General features: G+C 66.2%; 11 protein-coding genes and 7 tRNA genes. 12 read left to right on the forward strand and 6 right to left on the reverse strand.

The window, feature by feature from the left end; genetic code table 11:
• Positions 1 to 21: 21 nt before the first annotated feature.
• Positions 22 to 948, reverse strand: a complete 927-nt coding sequence (locus ACV22V_RS04495; RefSeq protein ID WP_059535744.1) for a patatin-like phospholipase family protein — start codon at positions 946 to 948, stop codon at positions 22 to 24.
• A gap of 280 nt (positions 949 to 1,228) precedes the next feature.
• Here ACV22V_RS04495 and gltX point away from each other — a divergent pair, with 280 nt between their 5' ends.
• The 9 genes from gltX (at position 1,229) to ACV22V_RS04540 (ending at position 4,404) form a co-directional block, all read left to right on the forward strand.
• Positions 1,229 to 2,638, forward strand: coding sequence for a glutamate--tRNA ligase (gene gltX, locus ACV22V_RS04500; protein ID WP_059535742.1), 1,410 nt, complete (start codon positions 1,229 to 1,231; stop codon positions 2,636 to 2,638).
• Between the two features lie 127 nt (positions 2,639 to 2,765).
• Positions 2,766 to 2,841 (forward strand) — tRNA-Ala (locus ACV22V_RS04505).
• A gap of 140 nt (positions 2,842 to 2,981) precedes the next feature.
• Positions 2,982 to 3,057 (forward strand) — tRNA-Glu (locus ACV22V_RS04510).
• Positions 3,058 to 3,140: 83 nt separating this feature from the next.
• A tRNA-Asp gene (locus ACV22V_RS04515) sits at positions 3,141 to 3,217 on the forward strand.
• Positions 3,218 to 3,280: 63 nt separating this feature from the next.
• Positions 3,281 to 3,356, forward strand: a tRNA-Glu gene (locus ACV22V_RS04520).
• 82 nt (positions 3,357 to 3,438) lie between these two features.
• Positions 3,439 to 3,515, forward strand: a tRNA-Asp gene (locus ACV22V_RS04525).
• Positions 3,516 to 3,580: 65 nt separating this feature from the next.
• Positions 3,581 to 3,656, forward strand: a tRNA-Glu gene (locus ACV22V_RS04530).
• A 73-nt stretch (positions 3,657 to 3,729) separates the two neighbouring features.
• A tRNA-Asp gene (locus ACV22V_RS04535) sits at positions 3,730 to 3,806 on the forward strand.
• 4 nt (positions 3,807 to 3,810) lie between these two features.
• Positions 3,811 to 4,404 (forward strand): GNAT family N-acetyltransferase, encoded by a 594-nt coding sequence (locus tag ACV22V_RS04540; RefSeq protein WP_448013137.1) that lies wholly within the window; start codon positions 3,811 to 3,813, stop codon positions 4,402 to 4,404.
• Positions 4,405 to 4,442: 38 nt separating this feature from the next.
• Here the strand turns inward: ACV22V_RS04540 and ACV22V_RS04545 are convergent, their stop codons facing one another.
• Positions 4,443 to 5,321, reverse strand: coding sequence for an AraC family transcriptional regulator (locus ACV22V_RS04545; RefSeq protein WP_448013138.1), 879 nt, complete (start codon positions 5,319 to 5,321; stop codon positions 4,443 to 4,445).
• Between the two features lie 307 nt (positions 5,322 to 5,628).
• On the opposite strand from ACV22V_RS04545, the gene ACV22V_RS04550 reads away from it, so the two are divergent.
• A complete protein-coding gene (locus ACV22V_RS04550) occupies positions 5,629 to 6,042 on the forward strand; it encodes a gamma-glutamylcyclotransferase family protein (protein WP_059817771.1) in 414 nt (137 codons plus the stop codon).
• Positions 6,043 to 6,181: 139 nt separating this feature from the next.
• On the opposite strand, the gene aceB is transcribed toward ACV22V_RS04550, so the two are convergent.
• Both aceB and ACV22V_RS04560 read right to left on the reverse strand, forming a co-directional pair.
• Entirely contained in the window at positions 6,182 to 7,774 is a 1,593-nt protein-coding gene (gene aceB, locus ACV22V_RS04555) for a malate synthase A (RefSeq protein WP_059701622.1), read from the reverse strand.
• Positions 7,775 to 7,841: 67 nt separating this feature from the next.
• Positions 7,842 to 8,603 carry a haloacid dehalogenase type II gene (locus ACV22V_RS04560; RefSeq protein ID WP_059529252.1) on the reverse strand — a complete coding sequence of 254 codons (762 nt, stop codon included), beginning with the start codon at positions 8,601 to 8,603 and terminating at the stop codon, positions 7,842 to 7,844.
• A gap of 153 nt (positions 8,604 to 8,756) precedes the next feature.
• Between ACV22V_RS04560 and ACV22V_RS04565 the strand changes: the two genes are divergently transcribed.
• Both ACV22V_RS04565 and ACV22V_RS04570 read left to right on the forward strand, forming a co-directional pair.
• Positions 8,757 to 9,662 (forward strand): LysR family transcriptional regulator, encoded by a 906-nt coding sequence (locus tag ACV22V_RS04565; RefSeq protein WP_059529255.1) that lies wholly within the window; start codon positions 8,757 to 8,759, stop codon positions 9,660 to 9,662.
• 159 nt (positions 9,663 to 9,821) lie between these two features.
• Entirely contained in the window at positions 9,822 to 10,256 is a 435-nt protein-coding gene (locus ACV22V_RS04570) for a universal stress protein (RefSeq protein ID WP_057929788.1), read from the forward strand.
• 224 nt (positions 10,257 to 10,480) lie between these two features.
• Here ACV22V_RS04570 and aceA read toward each other — a convergent pair whose 3' ends face one another.
• Both aceA and ACV22V_RS04580 read right to left on the reverse strand, forming a co-directional pair.
• Positions 10,481 to 11,788, reverse strand: a complete 1,308-nt coding sequence (gene aceA, locus ACV22V_RS04575) for an isocitrate lyase (protein WP_059529257.1) — start codon at positions 11,786 to 11,788, stop codon at positions 10,481 to 10,483.
• Between the two features lie 381 nt (positions 11,789 to 12,169).
• Positions 12,170 to 13,711 (reverse strand): DEAD/DEAH box helicase, encoded by a 1,542-nt coding sequence (locus ACV22V_RS04580; protein WP_059529260.1) that lies wholly within the window; start codon positions 13,709 to 13,711, stop codon positions 12,170 to 12,172.
• Positions 13,712 to 13,900 lie beyond the last annotated feature (189 nt).

Consider the following 13,900-nt stretch of genomic DNA (forward strand, 5'->3'; position numbering starts at 1 on the left):
CCGCGCCCCGCGTGCGTCCGCTTATGCCGCTACTGCCCCACGGGCTGCGGCAAGCTTGCGCTGCAACTCGGGCATGATGCGCGCGACCGCTTCCTCGCCGGCGAGGATGGCCGCGTTGCGCTGGTTGAAGTCGCTGCCGCCCATCGCCGCGAGGTTCGGGCGGATCACGACGTCCGCGTATTTGTCGAGCTCGTAGGTCTTGATCGTCTGACCCATGATCGTGAAAGTCTGCAGCAGCATCTCGATCGGGTTGGTGGTCGCCGCGCCGTCCGGTCGCGACGAGATGTCGACCGCGATCACGAAGTTCGCGCCCATCTTGCGCGCGAACGACGCGGGCACCGGGCTCACGAGGCCGCCGTCGACGTATTCGCGGTTGCCGATCTTCACGGGCTCGAACACCGACGGCACGCTGCACGACGCGCGTACCGCAAGCCCCGTATTGCCCTGCTGGAACAGGATCGGCTGGCCGTTCTGCAGGTCGGTCGCGACGACGCCGAGCGGTTTCGCCATCTTTTCGATCGGCCGGTTGTTGAGCGTCTTGTTCAGGAAGTTCTGCAGCGCGATGCCCTGCAGCAGCCCGCGCGAGCGGAACGGCAGCGCCCAGTCGCTGATCGCCGCCTGATCCATGTCGAGCGCGATCTTGTTGATCTGCAGTCCGCTCATCCCCGCCGCGTACAGTGCTCCGACCACCGAGCCCGCGCTCGTGCCGGCGACGATCTCGACCGGGATGCCGCGTGCCTCCAGCGCCTTCAGCACGCCGATGTGCGAGAAGCCGCGGGCGGCTCCGCCGCCGAGCGCGATGCCGATCTTCACGGGCTTCTCGCGCGATTGCGCGGGATTCGCGGCGTTGTCGGGGCGGGACTTGTCGCCGAACGACGTGCAGGCGGCGAGGCTGGCGGATGCGCATGCGATCGTGAAGTGGCGGCGCGACAGGCGAGGGGACGACATCGAGTGGTTCTCCGGCGGCTTGGCGGCGGGCCGGACGGCCCGCGGCGGCGATAGGTTCCGAGCGGCCGTGCGGCGGAAACCGGGCGGCCGGCGCGGCGCCGGCTGGCGGCCGCGGCGCGCACATCATAAAGCAAGCGGCGCGCTTGGCGCGAAGACCGGCGCGAGTATAATTCCGGCTTCTTTCCCGTTCCGGGCGCGGCCGGCCCCATTGCTGTCCGGGCTGTCGCCGTCGATCCCGCGTCGAATCATTCATGCGCCCCAGGCGTTCGAGTTACCGTTTATGACCCGTCCTGTCCGTACCCGCTTCGCGCCGAGTCCCACCGGCTTCATCCACCTCGGCAACATCCGCTCCGCGCTCTATCCGTGGGCGTTCGCGCGCAAGATGAAAGGCACGTTCGTGCTGCGTATCGAGGATACCGACGTCGAGCGCTCGTCGCAGGAAGCCGTCGACGCGATCCTCGAAGGGATGCAATGGCTCGGCCTGGATTTCGACGAAGGCCCGATCTACCAGATGCAGCGGATGGACCGCTATCGCGCGGTGCTCGCGCAGATGCTCGAGCAGGGGCTCGCGTACCCGTGCTACATGTCGGCCGAGGAACTCGACGCGTTGCGCGAACGCCAGCGCGAGGCCGGCCTCAAGCCGCGCTATGACGGCACGTGGCGTCCGGAGCCGGGCAAGGTCCTGCCCGAGCCGCCGGCCGGTGTGAAGCCCGTGCTGCGGTTCCGCAACCCGCTGACCGGCACGGTCGTGTGGGACGACGCAGTGAAGGGGCGCGTCGAGATCTCGAACGAGGAACTCGACGACCTCGTGATCGCGCGTCCGGACGGCACGCCGATCTACAACTTCTGCGTGGTCGTGGACGACATGGACATGAACATCACGCACGTGATCCGTGGCGACGACCACGTGAACAACACGCCGCGCCAGATCAACATCCTGCGCGCGCTCGGCGGCGAGCCGCCCGTCTACGCGCACCTGCCGACCGTGCTGAACGAGCAGGGCGAGAAGATGAGCAAGCGGCATGGCGCGATGAGCGTGATGGCGTACCGCGACGCGGGCTTCCTGCCGGAGGCCGTCGTCAACTACCTCGCGCGTCTCGGCTGGTCGCACGGCGACGCCGAAATCTTCTCGCGCGAGCAGTTCGTCGAATGGTTCGATCTCGAGCATCTCGGCAAGTCGCCCGCGCAATACGATCACAGCAAGCTGAGCTGGTTGAATGCCCATTACATCAAGGAAGCGGACAACGCGCGCCTCGCCGCGCTGGCGAAACCGTTCCTCGACGCGCTCGGCATCGACGACGCGGCGATCGCGACGGGCCCGGCGCTCGACGCGGTGGTCGGCCTGATGAAGGACCGCGCGACGACGGTCAAGGAGATCGCCGAAGGCGCCGCGATGTTCTACCGCGTGCCGGCGCCCGACGCCGACGCGCTCGCGCAGCATGTGACCGACGCCGTGCGCCCGGCGCTGGCCGATCTCGTCGCCGCGCTGAAGACGGCCGACTGGACGAAGGAAGCGGTGTCCGCCGCGTTGAAGGCGACGCTCGGCGCGCACAAGCTGAAGATGCCGCAGCTTGCGATGCCGGTGCGCCTGCTGGTGGCGGGCACGACGCATACGCCGTCGATCGATGCGGTGCTCGTGCTGTTCGGTCGCGATGTCGTGGTGTCGCGTATCGAGGGTGCGCTGGCCTGAGGTTCGGGCGGGGCGAAGCCGCCCGTGCATGAGGTCACGACGGCTTCGCAAAAAAATTCGCTCGAATCGCAAAAAGGGTATTTACAAGTTCAAATTCGGTCCATATAATCTCACTTCTGTTCTGCAAGGGGGTATAGCTCAGCTGGGAGAGCGCTTGCATGGCATGCAAGAGGTCAGCGGTTCGATCCCGCTTACCTCCACCATCAGAGCAGAATGGATTGATTTGCGAAGCAGTGGTGGTAGTAATAAATGCTTCACAAAATGATTTAAAGCAGTTAGAATTTCGGCCTTCGCTGTTGATGATGAATGAATAGCGGAAGTCAGACAGATCTGAAAAGATTATGTCCCCTTCGTCTAGAGGCCTAGGACATCACCCTTTCACGGTGAGTACAGGGGTTCGAATCCCCTAGGGGACGCCAGATTCAGCGGCGTTTCGTAGTAGAAGTGTCGCGAGGCTTGCAGGAACGTAACCGACGTCCTGCGGGTAACGGTGCAGAAAGTTGGAGCGGTAGTTCAGTCGGTTAGAATACCGGCCTGTCACGCCGGGGGTCGCGGGTTCGAGTCCCGTCCGCTCCGCCAGAACGAAGCCCGTTCAAGACGTTTTTGAGCGGGCTTTTGTATTAAAGATGTAAGCAGTACGTTGTCCCCTTCGTCTAGAGGCCTAGGACATCACCCTTTCACGGTGAGTACAGGGGTTCGAATCCCCTAGGGGACGCCAGATTCAGCGGCGTTTCATGGTAGAAGTGTCGCAACGCTTGCAGGGCGTGAACGAGGTCCTGCGGGTGAGAGTGAAGAAAGCTGGAGCGGTAGTTCAGTTGGTTAGAATACCGGCCTGTCACGCCGGGGGTCGCGGGTTCGAGCCCCGTCCGCTCCGCCAGAACGAAGCCCGTTCAAATGAACGTTTTGAACGGGCTTTTGCATTAAAGATGTAAGCAGTACGTTGTCCCCTTCGTCTAGAGGCCTAGGACATCACCCTTTCACGGTGAGTACAGGGGTTCGAATCCCCTAGGGGACGCCAGATTTCGGCGTCGTTCGAACAAACGATGCGCCGGCAGGAAGTAACCGACGCCTGCCAGGCAAGAAGCAAGACTGGAGCGGTAGTTCAGTCGGTTAGAATACCGGCCTGTCACGCCGGGGGTCGCGGGTTCGAGTCCCGTCCGCTCCGCCAAAAAATGAAGAAGCCCGCCTTGCGCGGGCTTTTTCGTTTGCATTGCCGATCCGCGTGTCGCTACGAGAAATTCGCGATTGCATCCGCCCGCGACTGCGCTATCGTGGCGGGATGCGTACTTGACCCCCGCGCGATGCTCGATCCGACCGACCTGCGATTGCTGTATCAGCTCCGGCCAGCGGAGCCTGGCGATTTTCCCTTTGCCGAGGCGCTCACGCACGGCAACATGGGCGGCTATTACAAGCGCCATGGGCTCGTCTGGCGCAGCGATCTGTTCTATGCAAGCTGGCGCGAATCCGAAAACTTCATCCTGGAAGCCGACGGCGAACGCATCGGCGTGCTGCGCGTGACCGAGGAGGGCGATTCGCTGCACATCCGCGACGTGCAGATCGCAGCGGGTCATCGCGGACAGGGTGCAGGCACCTACCTGCTCGACATGTCGCATCGCTGGGCGCGCGCCCGCGGGCTGCACGAACTGCAGCTGCGCGTGTTCGTCGACAATCCGGCCGCGAAGCTCTACCAGCGCATGGGGTACCGCGTTACCGGGCCGAGGCTGGCGCAGCTCGGATCGATCCGCCATATGGTGCGCGCGGTCTGAACGCGTAACGGCACAAGGCCGCAGGCAACATGGCGACGTCAGCGTGCGGTGCCGATCGCGTCGTCGTCGGGGATGTCGCTGGTGTCGATGTCGTCTTCCGCGCCGCGATGCTCGTAGCCTCGCAGCATGAATGCGCGCGGGCTTTCGCCGAACGCGCGCCGGAACATCGCCGAAAACGCGCTCTGGCTCTGATAGCCGAGTTCGCGCGCGATGTGCGATAGCGGACGCCCCTGGTTCAACAGCGGAATCGCGCGCGCGAGCAGCGCCTGCTGCCGCCACTGTGAAAAACTCACGCCCAGCTCCTGCTTGAATAGCCGCGAAATCGTGCGCGTGCTGGCGCCGACCTCACTCGCCCAGTGTTCGAGCGATTCCGCGTGCGCGGGTTGTGCGAGCACCGACTCGCACAGCAAGCGCAGCCGCTTCTCGTCGGGCATCGGCACCGCGAGCGGCAGCGGTTCGGCGCGGCTCAATTCGTCGAGCACGAGCCCGCACAGCAGCCGTTCGCGCTCGCCGCTCAGGTCGCGCGCGTCGAGTGCGACGATCAGTTCGCGCAGCAAGCCCGTCACCTCGACGACGCGGCACGCGTCGAGCCCGTCCGGCACGACCGACTCGTCGATATACAGCGTGCGCAAGTACGCTTCCTCGACGATCACGACCTCGTGCGTGACGTGCGGCGGCACCCAGATCGCGCGGGACGGCGGCACCATCCAGGTCGTTCCGGTCGTCGCGACGCGCAGCACGCCGCGCGACGCATACGCAAGCTGCGCCCACGCGTGCGTGTGCAGCGGGATCCGGCGGCCGGCATCCACCTGCCGCGCCCGGACGCGCATCGGGTGGACGCGGGTCGGCGCGAACTCGGGCGGGATGTCGATGACGTCGTAGGGATTCGATGCGTCGGCTTGGGCAGGCGGATTCATGGACGATTCGGTCGGCGCGGCGGCGATGCCGTTATTTTAGAAGGCGCCGCGCAGGCGCATGCGGCGGTTTTTCGGCCGATAATGCACCGTTCAAATGAACTTTGTATGGGGCCGCACGCATTCCGGCCCACGCAAGCCGGGTTCAGGGCCAGCGCGCCGCGTCGTGCCGAAAGAACCATCGGGTCGCCGGCGCGGTCTATCGATGCGGGCGCGTCCTCGTGAGAGCGGCGCCCCGGCGACGCCGGCGCCCGCGGCGCGGCCGCGACGGCCCGGCACGGCAACACCTGAGTCAAAGAGGAGAACCACAATGCGCTACGTATTCGTCTACGGCACGTTGAGAGCGGGAGAAGCCAACGACATCGGCCATGCGGCCGCGCGGCACGGGATCGCCGCGCCGACGCTGCTCGGTGCGGCCGCGCTGCCGGGCGAACTGTACGATTTCGGCACGTATCCGGGCATGGTCGCCGGGCCCGCCGGCCAGTCGCTCGTATGGGGCGACGTCTACGAGATCGACGAACAACTGGTGCCGGTGCTCGACGAGATCGAGCGCGTCTATCCGGGCGTCGATACGTTGTTCCGGCAGGAGCCGGTGACCGTCGAGCTCGGCGGCCGGACGTATGCGTGCGTCTACTATCCGGTCGCAGCGCATGCGGCAGCCGACCGTCCGCGCATTGTGTCGGGCGACTGGGTGCAGCACCGGCGCGAGCGGGAAGCCGCCTGAGCGTCCGCGCGGCGAACGGCTGCACGGCAAAAGGAAAAAGCGCCCCGCGGGGCGCTTTTTTCATGCCGCCGTGTTGCGTGTCGCGCGTCGCGCGACCGGCGGGCAGGACGGGGCGAGCAGGTCGACCCGGTCCGCGTCGTCAGATTTCCTCGTACAGCGGCAGCGTCAGGAATTCGGTGAAGCCTTCCGACGTCGACATCTGTTCGAAGATCGCCGCGGCACGCTCGTACGGCTGCGTGTTGCCGCCGACCGAACGCTTCACGTTCTCAAGTTCGACCTTCGCGAATTCGCGTACGAGCTCGGCGGTGACCTTGCGGCCGTCGTCGAGCACGCCCTTCGGCGAGCGGATCCACTGCCACACCTGCGAGCGGGAAATCTCGGCGGTCGCCGCGTCTTCCATCAGGTTGTGGATCGGCACGCAGCCGTTGCCGTCGAGCCAGGCGCCGAGATAATGGATGCCGACGTTGATGTTGTTGCGCAGGCCGGCTTCGGTGATCGGCGCTTCAGGCTGGAAGTCGAGCAGGTTCTTCCCTTCGATCTGGACGTCGTCGCGCTGCTTCGCGATCTGGTTCGGCTTGTCGCCGAGCACCTTGACGAATTCTTCCATCGCGATCGGCACGAGGCCCGGGTGCGCGACCCAGCCGCCGTCGTAGCCGTCGGTCGCGTCGCGCTGCTTGTCCGACCGCACGCCGCCCATCGCCTTGTCGTTCGCTTCCGGATCGTTCTTGATCGGAATCAGCGCGCTCATCCCGCCGATCGCCGGCGCGTTGCGCTTGTGGCAAGTCTTCAGCAGCAGCAGCGCGTATGCGCGCATGAACGGCACCGTCATCGTGATCTTCGAGCGGTCGGCCAGGCAGAAGTCGCGGTCGTTCTTGAACTTCTTGATCGCCGAGAAGATGTAGTCCCAGCGGCCGGCGTTCAGGCCCGAGCTGTGTTCGCGCAGTTCGTACAGGATCTCGTCCATCTCGAACGCCGCGAGGATCGTCTCGATCAGCACCGTCGCGCGGATCGTGCCGCGCGGCACGCCGACTGCCTCCTGTGCGGCGACGAAGATGTCGTTCCACAGGCGCGCCTCGAGATGGCTTTCCATCTTCGGCAGGTAGAAGTACGGTCCCGAGCCGCGCGCGATCAGTTCCTTCGCGTTGTGGAACAGGAACAGCGCGAAATCGAAGATGCCGCCGGACACGCGCTGGCCGTCGACCGTCACGTGCTTCTCGTCGAGGTGCCAGCCGCGCGGACGCACGATCAGCGTTGCGACCTTGTCGTTCAGCCGGTACGACTTGCCGTTCTGCTCGAGCGAAATCGTGCGGCGCACGGCGTCCTTCAGGTTGATCTGGCCGTCGATCTGGTTCGTCCAGTTCGGCGCGTTCGAATCCTCGAAGTCCGTCATGTACGAATCGGCGCCGGAGTTCAGCGCGTTGATGATCATCTTGCGCTCGACGGGGCCGGTGATCTCGACGCGGCGGCATTGCAGGTCGGCCGGCAGCGGCGCGACCTTCCAGTCGCCTTCGCGGATCGCCTTCGTATCGGCCAGGAAATCGGGGCGTTCGCCAGCGTCGAGGCGCTTGGTGCGCTCGACGCGGGCCTGCAGCAGTGCCTGGCGGCGCGGCTCGAACGCGCGGTGCAGCGCCGCGACGAGTGCGAGCGCTTCAGGCGTCAGGATCGCTTCGTAACCCGGCTTGATTTCGCCGGTGATCGCCATGCCTTGCGGCAGCGTGATCGGGGTGCTCATGAGTCTCATCTCCTTGGTCGGTCAGTTGCGGTTTCGGTGAAGGGGGAAGGCGGCAGCGCCGCGAACGTCACGCGCCCGGGCCGGGGCGCGCGCGGTTCGCGGGTCTGCCGGACGGAGCCGGGGTGGCGAGGAATGCGAGCAGGTCGGCCATGCCGCTGCCGGTGCCGTCGGGCGGCGCGCCGAGCTCCTCGGCGGGCGCGCCCGTGCGGTTGAGCCAGAACGTCGTGTAGCCGAACCAGGCGGCGCCCGCGACGTCCCAGGCGTTCGACGACACGAACACGATGTCGCGCGGATTCGCGCCGAACGCGGCGGTGCCGAGCGCGTACGCGACCGGGCTCGGCTTGTACGCGCGCACCGCGTCGGCCGACAGCACACGATCGAACAGGCCGGTCATGCCGGCGCTCTTGATCGCGATGTCGAGCATCTCCGGGTTGCCGTTCGACAGGATCGCGAGCGGCGGGCGCGGTTCGAGCGCGCGCAGCTTGCGCAGCGCGGGCACCGTGTCGGGATAGGTGGACAGGCACGCGTATTCGTCCATCAGCCGCTTTTCGGCCGCGCTGTTCAGCGCGAGGCCAAGCAGGCGCGCGGCGAACCGCAGCGCGTCCAGCGTGATGTCGCGGAACGGCCGATAGCGGGCGCCGGACGGATCGGCGAGCGTGCGCAACTGCGAGTATTCGATTTGCTTGCGTCGCCACAGCTGCGACAACCGCTCCCCGTGACCGGGAAACATCTGCTCTGCCGCGGCCACGACCGCATGCACGTCGAACAACGTGCCGAATGCGTCGAAGAGGATTGCGTCGGGAGAGGAGAGTGTCGTTGTGGCCGACATAGCCTTGCGCTCCAGTTTCAGAGGTCGGATCGATTCTATTCGTGATAACAGGTGCTAAAAAAGACGCTAATCATCACTTGATCTTTTACTTTCATATACATAATCTTGACCGCTCAAGCTATTTGGAGGGCGGGAGCGCCGCCCTGGCGAGTCATGGACCGGTTCAAACAGATCGAAACGTTCGCCGCGGTCGCGGCGAAGGGCAGCCTGTCGGCGGCCGCGCACGCGGAAGGCGTCGCGCCGGCGATCATCGGACGCCGCCTCGACGCGCTCGAGGAGCGGCTCGGCGTCAAGCTGCTGGTGCGCACGACGCGCAAGCTCACGCTGACCTTCGAGGGTTCGGCCTTCCTCGAGGATTGCCAGCGGATCATCAACGACATGCAGAACGCGGAGGCGAGCGTGTCCGCCGGCGGCGTGAAGGCGAGCGGCCACTTGCGCATTTCCGCGCCGGCCGGCTTCGGCCGGCGCCACGTCGCGCCGCTCGTGCCCGAATTCAGCGGCGCGCATCCGGACGTGTCGGTCACGCTCGACCTGTCCGACCGGATGGTCGATCTGGTCAACGAAGGGTTCGATTGCGCGGTGCGGCTCGGCGAGCTGCCCGATTCGTCGCTGGTGTCGCTGAAGCTCGGCGAGAACCGGCGCGTGTGCGTCGCGTCTCCCGCGTATCTCGCGCGGCGCGGCACGCCGGCCACGCTCGCCGAACTCGCGCGCCACAACTGCCTCGCGCTTGCCGCGAACGCGAACCAGCAGCGCGGCTGGGCGTTCCAGGAGGACGACAAGGTCGTGTCGATTCGCGTAAACGGCACGATGGAATGCTCGGACGGCGCGGTGCTGCACGAGTGGTGCCTCGCCGGGTATGGCCTGGCATGGCGCTCGTGGTGGGAAGTCGGCGACGACATCGCGGCCGGGCGCCTCGTCAGCGTGCTCGATGCGTTCGCGGCGCCGCCGATCGGCATCCACGCGGTATTTCCGCAGCGCCGCCACCTGCCGCTGCGCGTGCGCCTGTTTCTCGATTACCTGAAACATACGTACGAGCGGCCCGGGTATTGGGGCGAATAGGGCGCGTCCGCCCGCGCGTTTCCGATATGAGGGCGAACCCGCTGCCGGCGCCGGTCGCCCGGTTTCGCGCACTACAATCGAAATTGGCATGCGCGACGCGCCGGGGTCGGCCCGCATGGGGTCGCGGCGCGCGCGGTGCGTCTGACGCAGGAGGGCGCGATGTTCCGGCACATCCTCGTTCCAACCGACGGCTCCGAGCTGTCGCAGAAGGCGATCGACGGCGCGATCGACCTGGCGCGCGCGGTCGGCGCGCAGGTCACGGCCTATGCGTGCCTGCCGCAGTATCCATACTCGCCGTTTTCCGAAGTGATCATCGAACCGCCCGCCGATTTCCGGGCGCGCAGCGAGCGCGAGGCGCGCGCGCACCTGGACGACGTGCAGGCGGCCGCGAAGGCGGCCGGCGTCGTCTGCGACAGCTGGACCAGCGTGCATCCGTCGCCGTACCTCGGCATCATCGAGGCGGCCGAACGCGGTGGCTGCGACGTGATCTTCATGGCGTCGCACGGACGCCGCGGGCTCGGCAGTCTGCTGATCGGCAGCGAAACGCAGCGCGTGCTGACCCATACGAAAATTCCGGTGATCGTCTATCGGTAGCCGCGGGGCCGTGCAGGGCCGCGCGGGCGGCGGCACGGCGGCGCCGCTGAAAAAAGGCGCGCCGGACGAAGCCGGCGCGCGTCGTTGCAGGCGGCCGCAGGCCGCGCGGCGGGTCGCACGGGTCACCGCGCGCCAGCCGTCTCCTCCCTGATTGTTGTTCCATGCCGCCGATGCCGCGCCGTCGCATGACGGGCGGGCATCGGCGTGACGCTTGCTTTCGCGTGTTATGCGACCTTCTTGCCGTCGAAGAACTGCTCGTCTTCGGTCGAGCCGTGCAGCGCGGTCGTCGAGGCTTCGCGCTCGACCGTCTGCGTGACCGCGTCGAAGTAGCCGGTGCCGACTTCGCGCTGGTGCTTGACGGCCGTGAAGCCCTTGTCCGCTGCCGCGAACTCGGCCTGCTGCAGTTCGACGAACGCGCTCATCTGCGTGCGGGCATAGCCGTGCGCGAGGTTGAACATCGAGTAGTTCAGCGCATGGAAGCCGGCCAGCGTGATGAACTGGAACTTGTAGCCCATCGCGCCGAGCTCCTTCTGGAACTTCGCGATCGTCGCGTCGTCGAGGTTCTTCTTCCAGTTGAACGACGGCGAACAGTTGTACGACAGCATCTTGCCCGGGAACTGCTTGTGGATCGCTTCGGCGAATTTCTTCGCGTACTCCAGATCCGGCTTGCCCGTTTCGCACCAGACGAGATCGGCGTACGGCGCATAGGCGAGGCCGCGCGAGATCGCCTGCCCGATGCCCGGCTTCGTCCGGAAGAAGCCTTCGACCGTGCGCTCGCCCGTCAGGAACGGCTTGTCGTTGTCGTCGATGTCGGATGTGATCAGGTCCGCCGCTTCGGCGTCGGTCCGCGCGACCAGCACGGTCGGCGTGCCCATCACGTCGGCCGCCAGGCGCGCCGCCGACAGTTTCGCGACCGCTTCGCGCGTCGGCACGAGCACCTTGCCGCCCATGTGGCCGCACTTCTTCACCGACGCGAGCTGGTCCTCGAAGTGGACGCCCGATGCGCCTGCCTCGATCATCGCCTTCATCAGTTCGAACGCGTTCAGCACGCCGCCGAAGCCGGCTTCCGCATCGGCAACGATCGGCGCGAAGAAGTCGACGTAGCCCTCGTCGCCCGGGTTCTTGCCTTCGGACCACTGGATCTGGTCGGCACGCGTCAGCGTGTTGTTGATGCGCTTGACGACGAGCGGCACCGAGTTCGCCGGGTACAGCGACTGGTCCGGGTACATTTCGCCCGCGACGTTCGCGTCGCCGGCCACCTGCCAGCCGGACAGGTAGATTGCCTTGAGGCCGGCCTTCACCTGCTGCATCGCCTGATTGCCGGTCAGCGCGCCGAGTGCGTTGACGAACGGCTCTTCGTTGATGAGGCTCCACAGCTTTTCCGCGCCGCGCTTGGCCAGCGTGTGCTCGACGACGATCGAGCCGCGCAGGCGAACCACGTCCTCAGCCGTGTAGCTGCGCTTGATACCCTTCCAGCGCGGATCGGTTTCCCATTGCTTTTGCAGTTCCTGTGCCTGTTGCTGTCGCGACATGATGAGCTCCTTGATGCGATGTGTTGCCAGATCGGTCGAATCGGACGGTACTGATGCCGTTCTCGAAACGGGGGCAGGGTGTGCGCCGTTTTCGGGAAGTCTTGTATAAGAGTTTAGGCAAGCCGATCGGAGCAAAACAGGGGGTGGCTCAGGAAGTTTTGAATTTTTTAATCGTTATTAATCAATGTGTTGTGTATTCGGTTTTGCAATGAGAAACGATTTTTCCCATCTCGCAATTGTAAGGTTGTGCCGCGCAGCATGATTTTTTACGACTCAAAAAAATTTTCCGTATCGTGAAATCTGGCGCGGGACGAAAAAAAACCGGCGCGGGTGCGCCGGTCTGCCGGATGGGCGGGGCGGCGCGGGGCCGCCCGGGCGTGCTTACGACGCCGAATTGCTGCGACGCGGGCCACCGCTGCGCTGGCCGTCGCGACGCGGGCCGCCGTCACGGCTGCCGCCCGGCTTGCCGCTCCAGCCGCCGCCATTGCCGCCGCCGTAGCTGCGGCCGTTGCCGCCATGACCGCCGCCCGGCTTGCCGCCGAAACGACGACCGCCGTTACCGCCGCCCGGACGGCCGCGGCCGCCGGTGCCGCGATCGTTGCGCGGGGGGGCCTTGCGCGGCTCGAAGCCTTCGATCACGTTGACCGGCAGCGGCGAGCGCACGAAGCGCTCGATGCGCTTGAGCGCGCCTTGTTCGGCGTGGTGCACGAGGCTCACCGCGGTGCCCGAACGGCCGGCACGGCCCGTACGGCCGATACGGTGCACGTAGTCTTCCGCGAACTTCGGCAGGTCGTAGTTGAACACGTGCGTGATGCCCGGGATGTCGATGCCGCGGGCCGCGACGTCGGTCGCGACCAGCACGCGCACGCGGCGCTCGCGCAGCGCACGGATGGTGCGGTTGCGCGCGCCCTGCGGCAGGTCGCCGTGCAGCGCGGCCGACTGGAAGCCGGCGTCGGCGAGACGGCCGGCGAGCTGGTCTGCGTCGATCTTGGTCGCCGTGAAGATGATCGCCTGGTCGAGCGCGTCGTCGCGCAGCAGGTGATCGAGCAGACGATCCTTGTGATCGCGGTCGTCGACGTAGTGGACGGTCTGCGCGATGTTTGCGCGCGACTCGATCTTCGCCGTGATCTCGATGCGCTCCGGATCCTTCAGCAGGCGGCTCGTCAGCGAACCGATCTTGCCGTCGAGCGTGGCCGAGAACAGCATCGTCTGGCGCGACTCGGGCGTCGCGGCGACGATCGTCTCGATGTCGTCGATGAAGCCCATGTCGAGCATGCGGTCGGCTTCGTCGAGCACGAGCATCTTCAGTTCGGACAGGTCGATGCGGCCGCGCTCGAGGTGGTCGAGCAGGCGGCCCGGCGTGGCGACCAGGATCTCGGGGTTCTTCGCGAGCAGCATCAGCTGCTGGCCGTAGGCGACGCCGCCGAGGATGCTGACCGTACGCAGACGCTTCAGGTGCTTGCCGTAGGTCGACGCGGCCGTGGTGACCTGCATCGCGAGTTCGCGGGTCGGCGTCAGCACGAGCAGGCCCGGGCGGGCGACGGGTTGCGGGCGGCGCGCACGGCGGTCGCCCTGGTTCGGTTCACGCGGCGCACGCGGTTGCTGCGCCTGCGACTTCTGAAGCTGCGCGAAACGTTCGATCGCGGGCAGCATGAATGCGGCCGTCTTGCCCGAACCGGTCGGGCTCGACACCAGCAGGTCACGGCCGGCGATGCCGGCCGGAATCGCGCGCTGCTGGACCGGCGTCGGCTTGGCGTAGCCGGCGGCCTGCAGCGCGGAGACGATCTCCGGCGACAACCCGAGCGACGCGAAAGTCGGCTCGTCCGACGCCGGTTCGACCGCGGCCGGTGCGGCGGCGTTCTCGAGACCGAGCGCCTGGTCGGCGATCGCGTTGAGCGGGCTGGAGTTGATGCTCGAAGTCATAACAATCCTTGAAACACAGTGGGTGAAACGTCGGCGCCAATCGCGCATACCCAAGTCGTCGGATTCAGCGAGCAAATCGGGAAACGGGTGCAATCCGCCGAACCGTCGGCGGATGAGGCATTAGAAGCTGTTTTGGGTGCGGCGCGCTTCTGGAGCGGGGCCGCCAGCCTGATAAGTGACGACCGCGAG

Source organism: Burkholderia sp. AW33-5, assembly GCF_053427615.1.

What these genes read in the sequence shown, in the direction of transcription:
- ACV22V_RS04495 (WP_059535744.1), bottom strand. Translation starts at nt 948, where the DNA reads ATGTCGTCCCCTCGCCTGTCGCGCCGCCACTTCACGATCGCATGCGCA.
- gltX (WP_059535742.1), top strand. Translation starts at nt 1,229, where the DNA reads ATGACCCGTCCTGTCCGTACCCGCTTCGCGCCGAGTCCCACCGGCTTC.
- ACV22V_RS04540 (WP_448013137.1), top strand. Translation starts at nt 3,811, where the DNA reads ATGAAGAAGCCCGCCTTGCGCGGGCTTTTTCGTTTGCATTGCCGATCC.
- ACV22V_RS04545 (WP_448013138.1), bottom strand. Translation starts at nt 5,321, where the DNA reads ATGAATCCGCCTGCCCAAGCCGACGCATCGAATCCCTACGACGTCATC.
- ACV22V_RS04550 (WP_059817771.1), top strand. Translation starts at nt 5,629, where the DNA reads ATGCGCTACGTATTCGTCTACGGCACGTTGAGAGCGGGAGAAGCCAAC.
- aceB (WP_059701622.1), bottom strand. Translation starts at nt 7,774, where the DNA reads ATGAGCACCCCGATCACGCTGCCGCAAGGCATGGCGATCACCGGCGAA.
- ACV22V_RS04560 (WP_059529252.1), bottom strand. Translation starts at nt 8,603, where the DNA reads ATGTCGGCCACAACGACACTCTCCTCTCCCGACGCAATCCTCTTCGAC.
- ACV22V_RS04565 (WP_059529255.1), top strand. Translation starts at nt 8,757, where the DNA reads ATGGACCGGTTCAAACAGATCGAAACGTTCGCCGCGGTCGCGGCGAAG.
- ACV22V_RS04570 (WP_057929788.1), top strand. Translation starts at nt 9,822, where the DNA reads ATGTTCCGGCACATCCTCGTTCCAACCGACGGCTCCGAGCTGTCGCAG.
- aceA (WP_059529257.1), bottom strand. Translation starts at nt 11,788, where the DNA reads ATGTCGCGACAGCAACAGGCACAGGAACTGCAAAAGCAATGGGAAACC.
- ACV22V_RS04580 (WP_059529260.1), bottom strand. Translation starts at nt 13,711, where the DNA reads ATGACTTCGAGCATCAACTCCAGCCCGCTCAACGCGATCGCCGACCAG.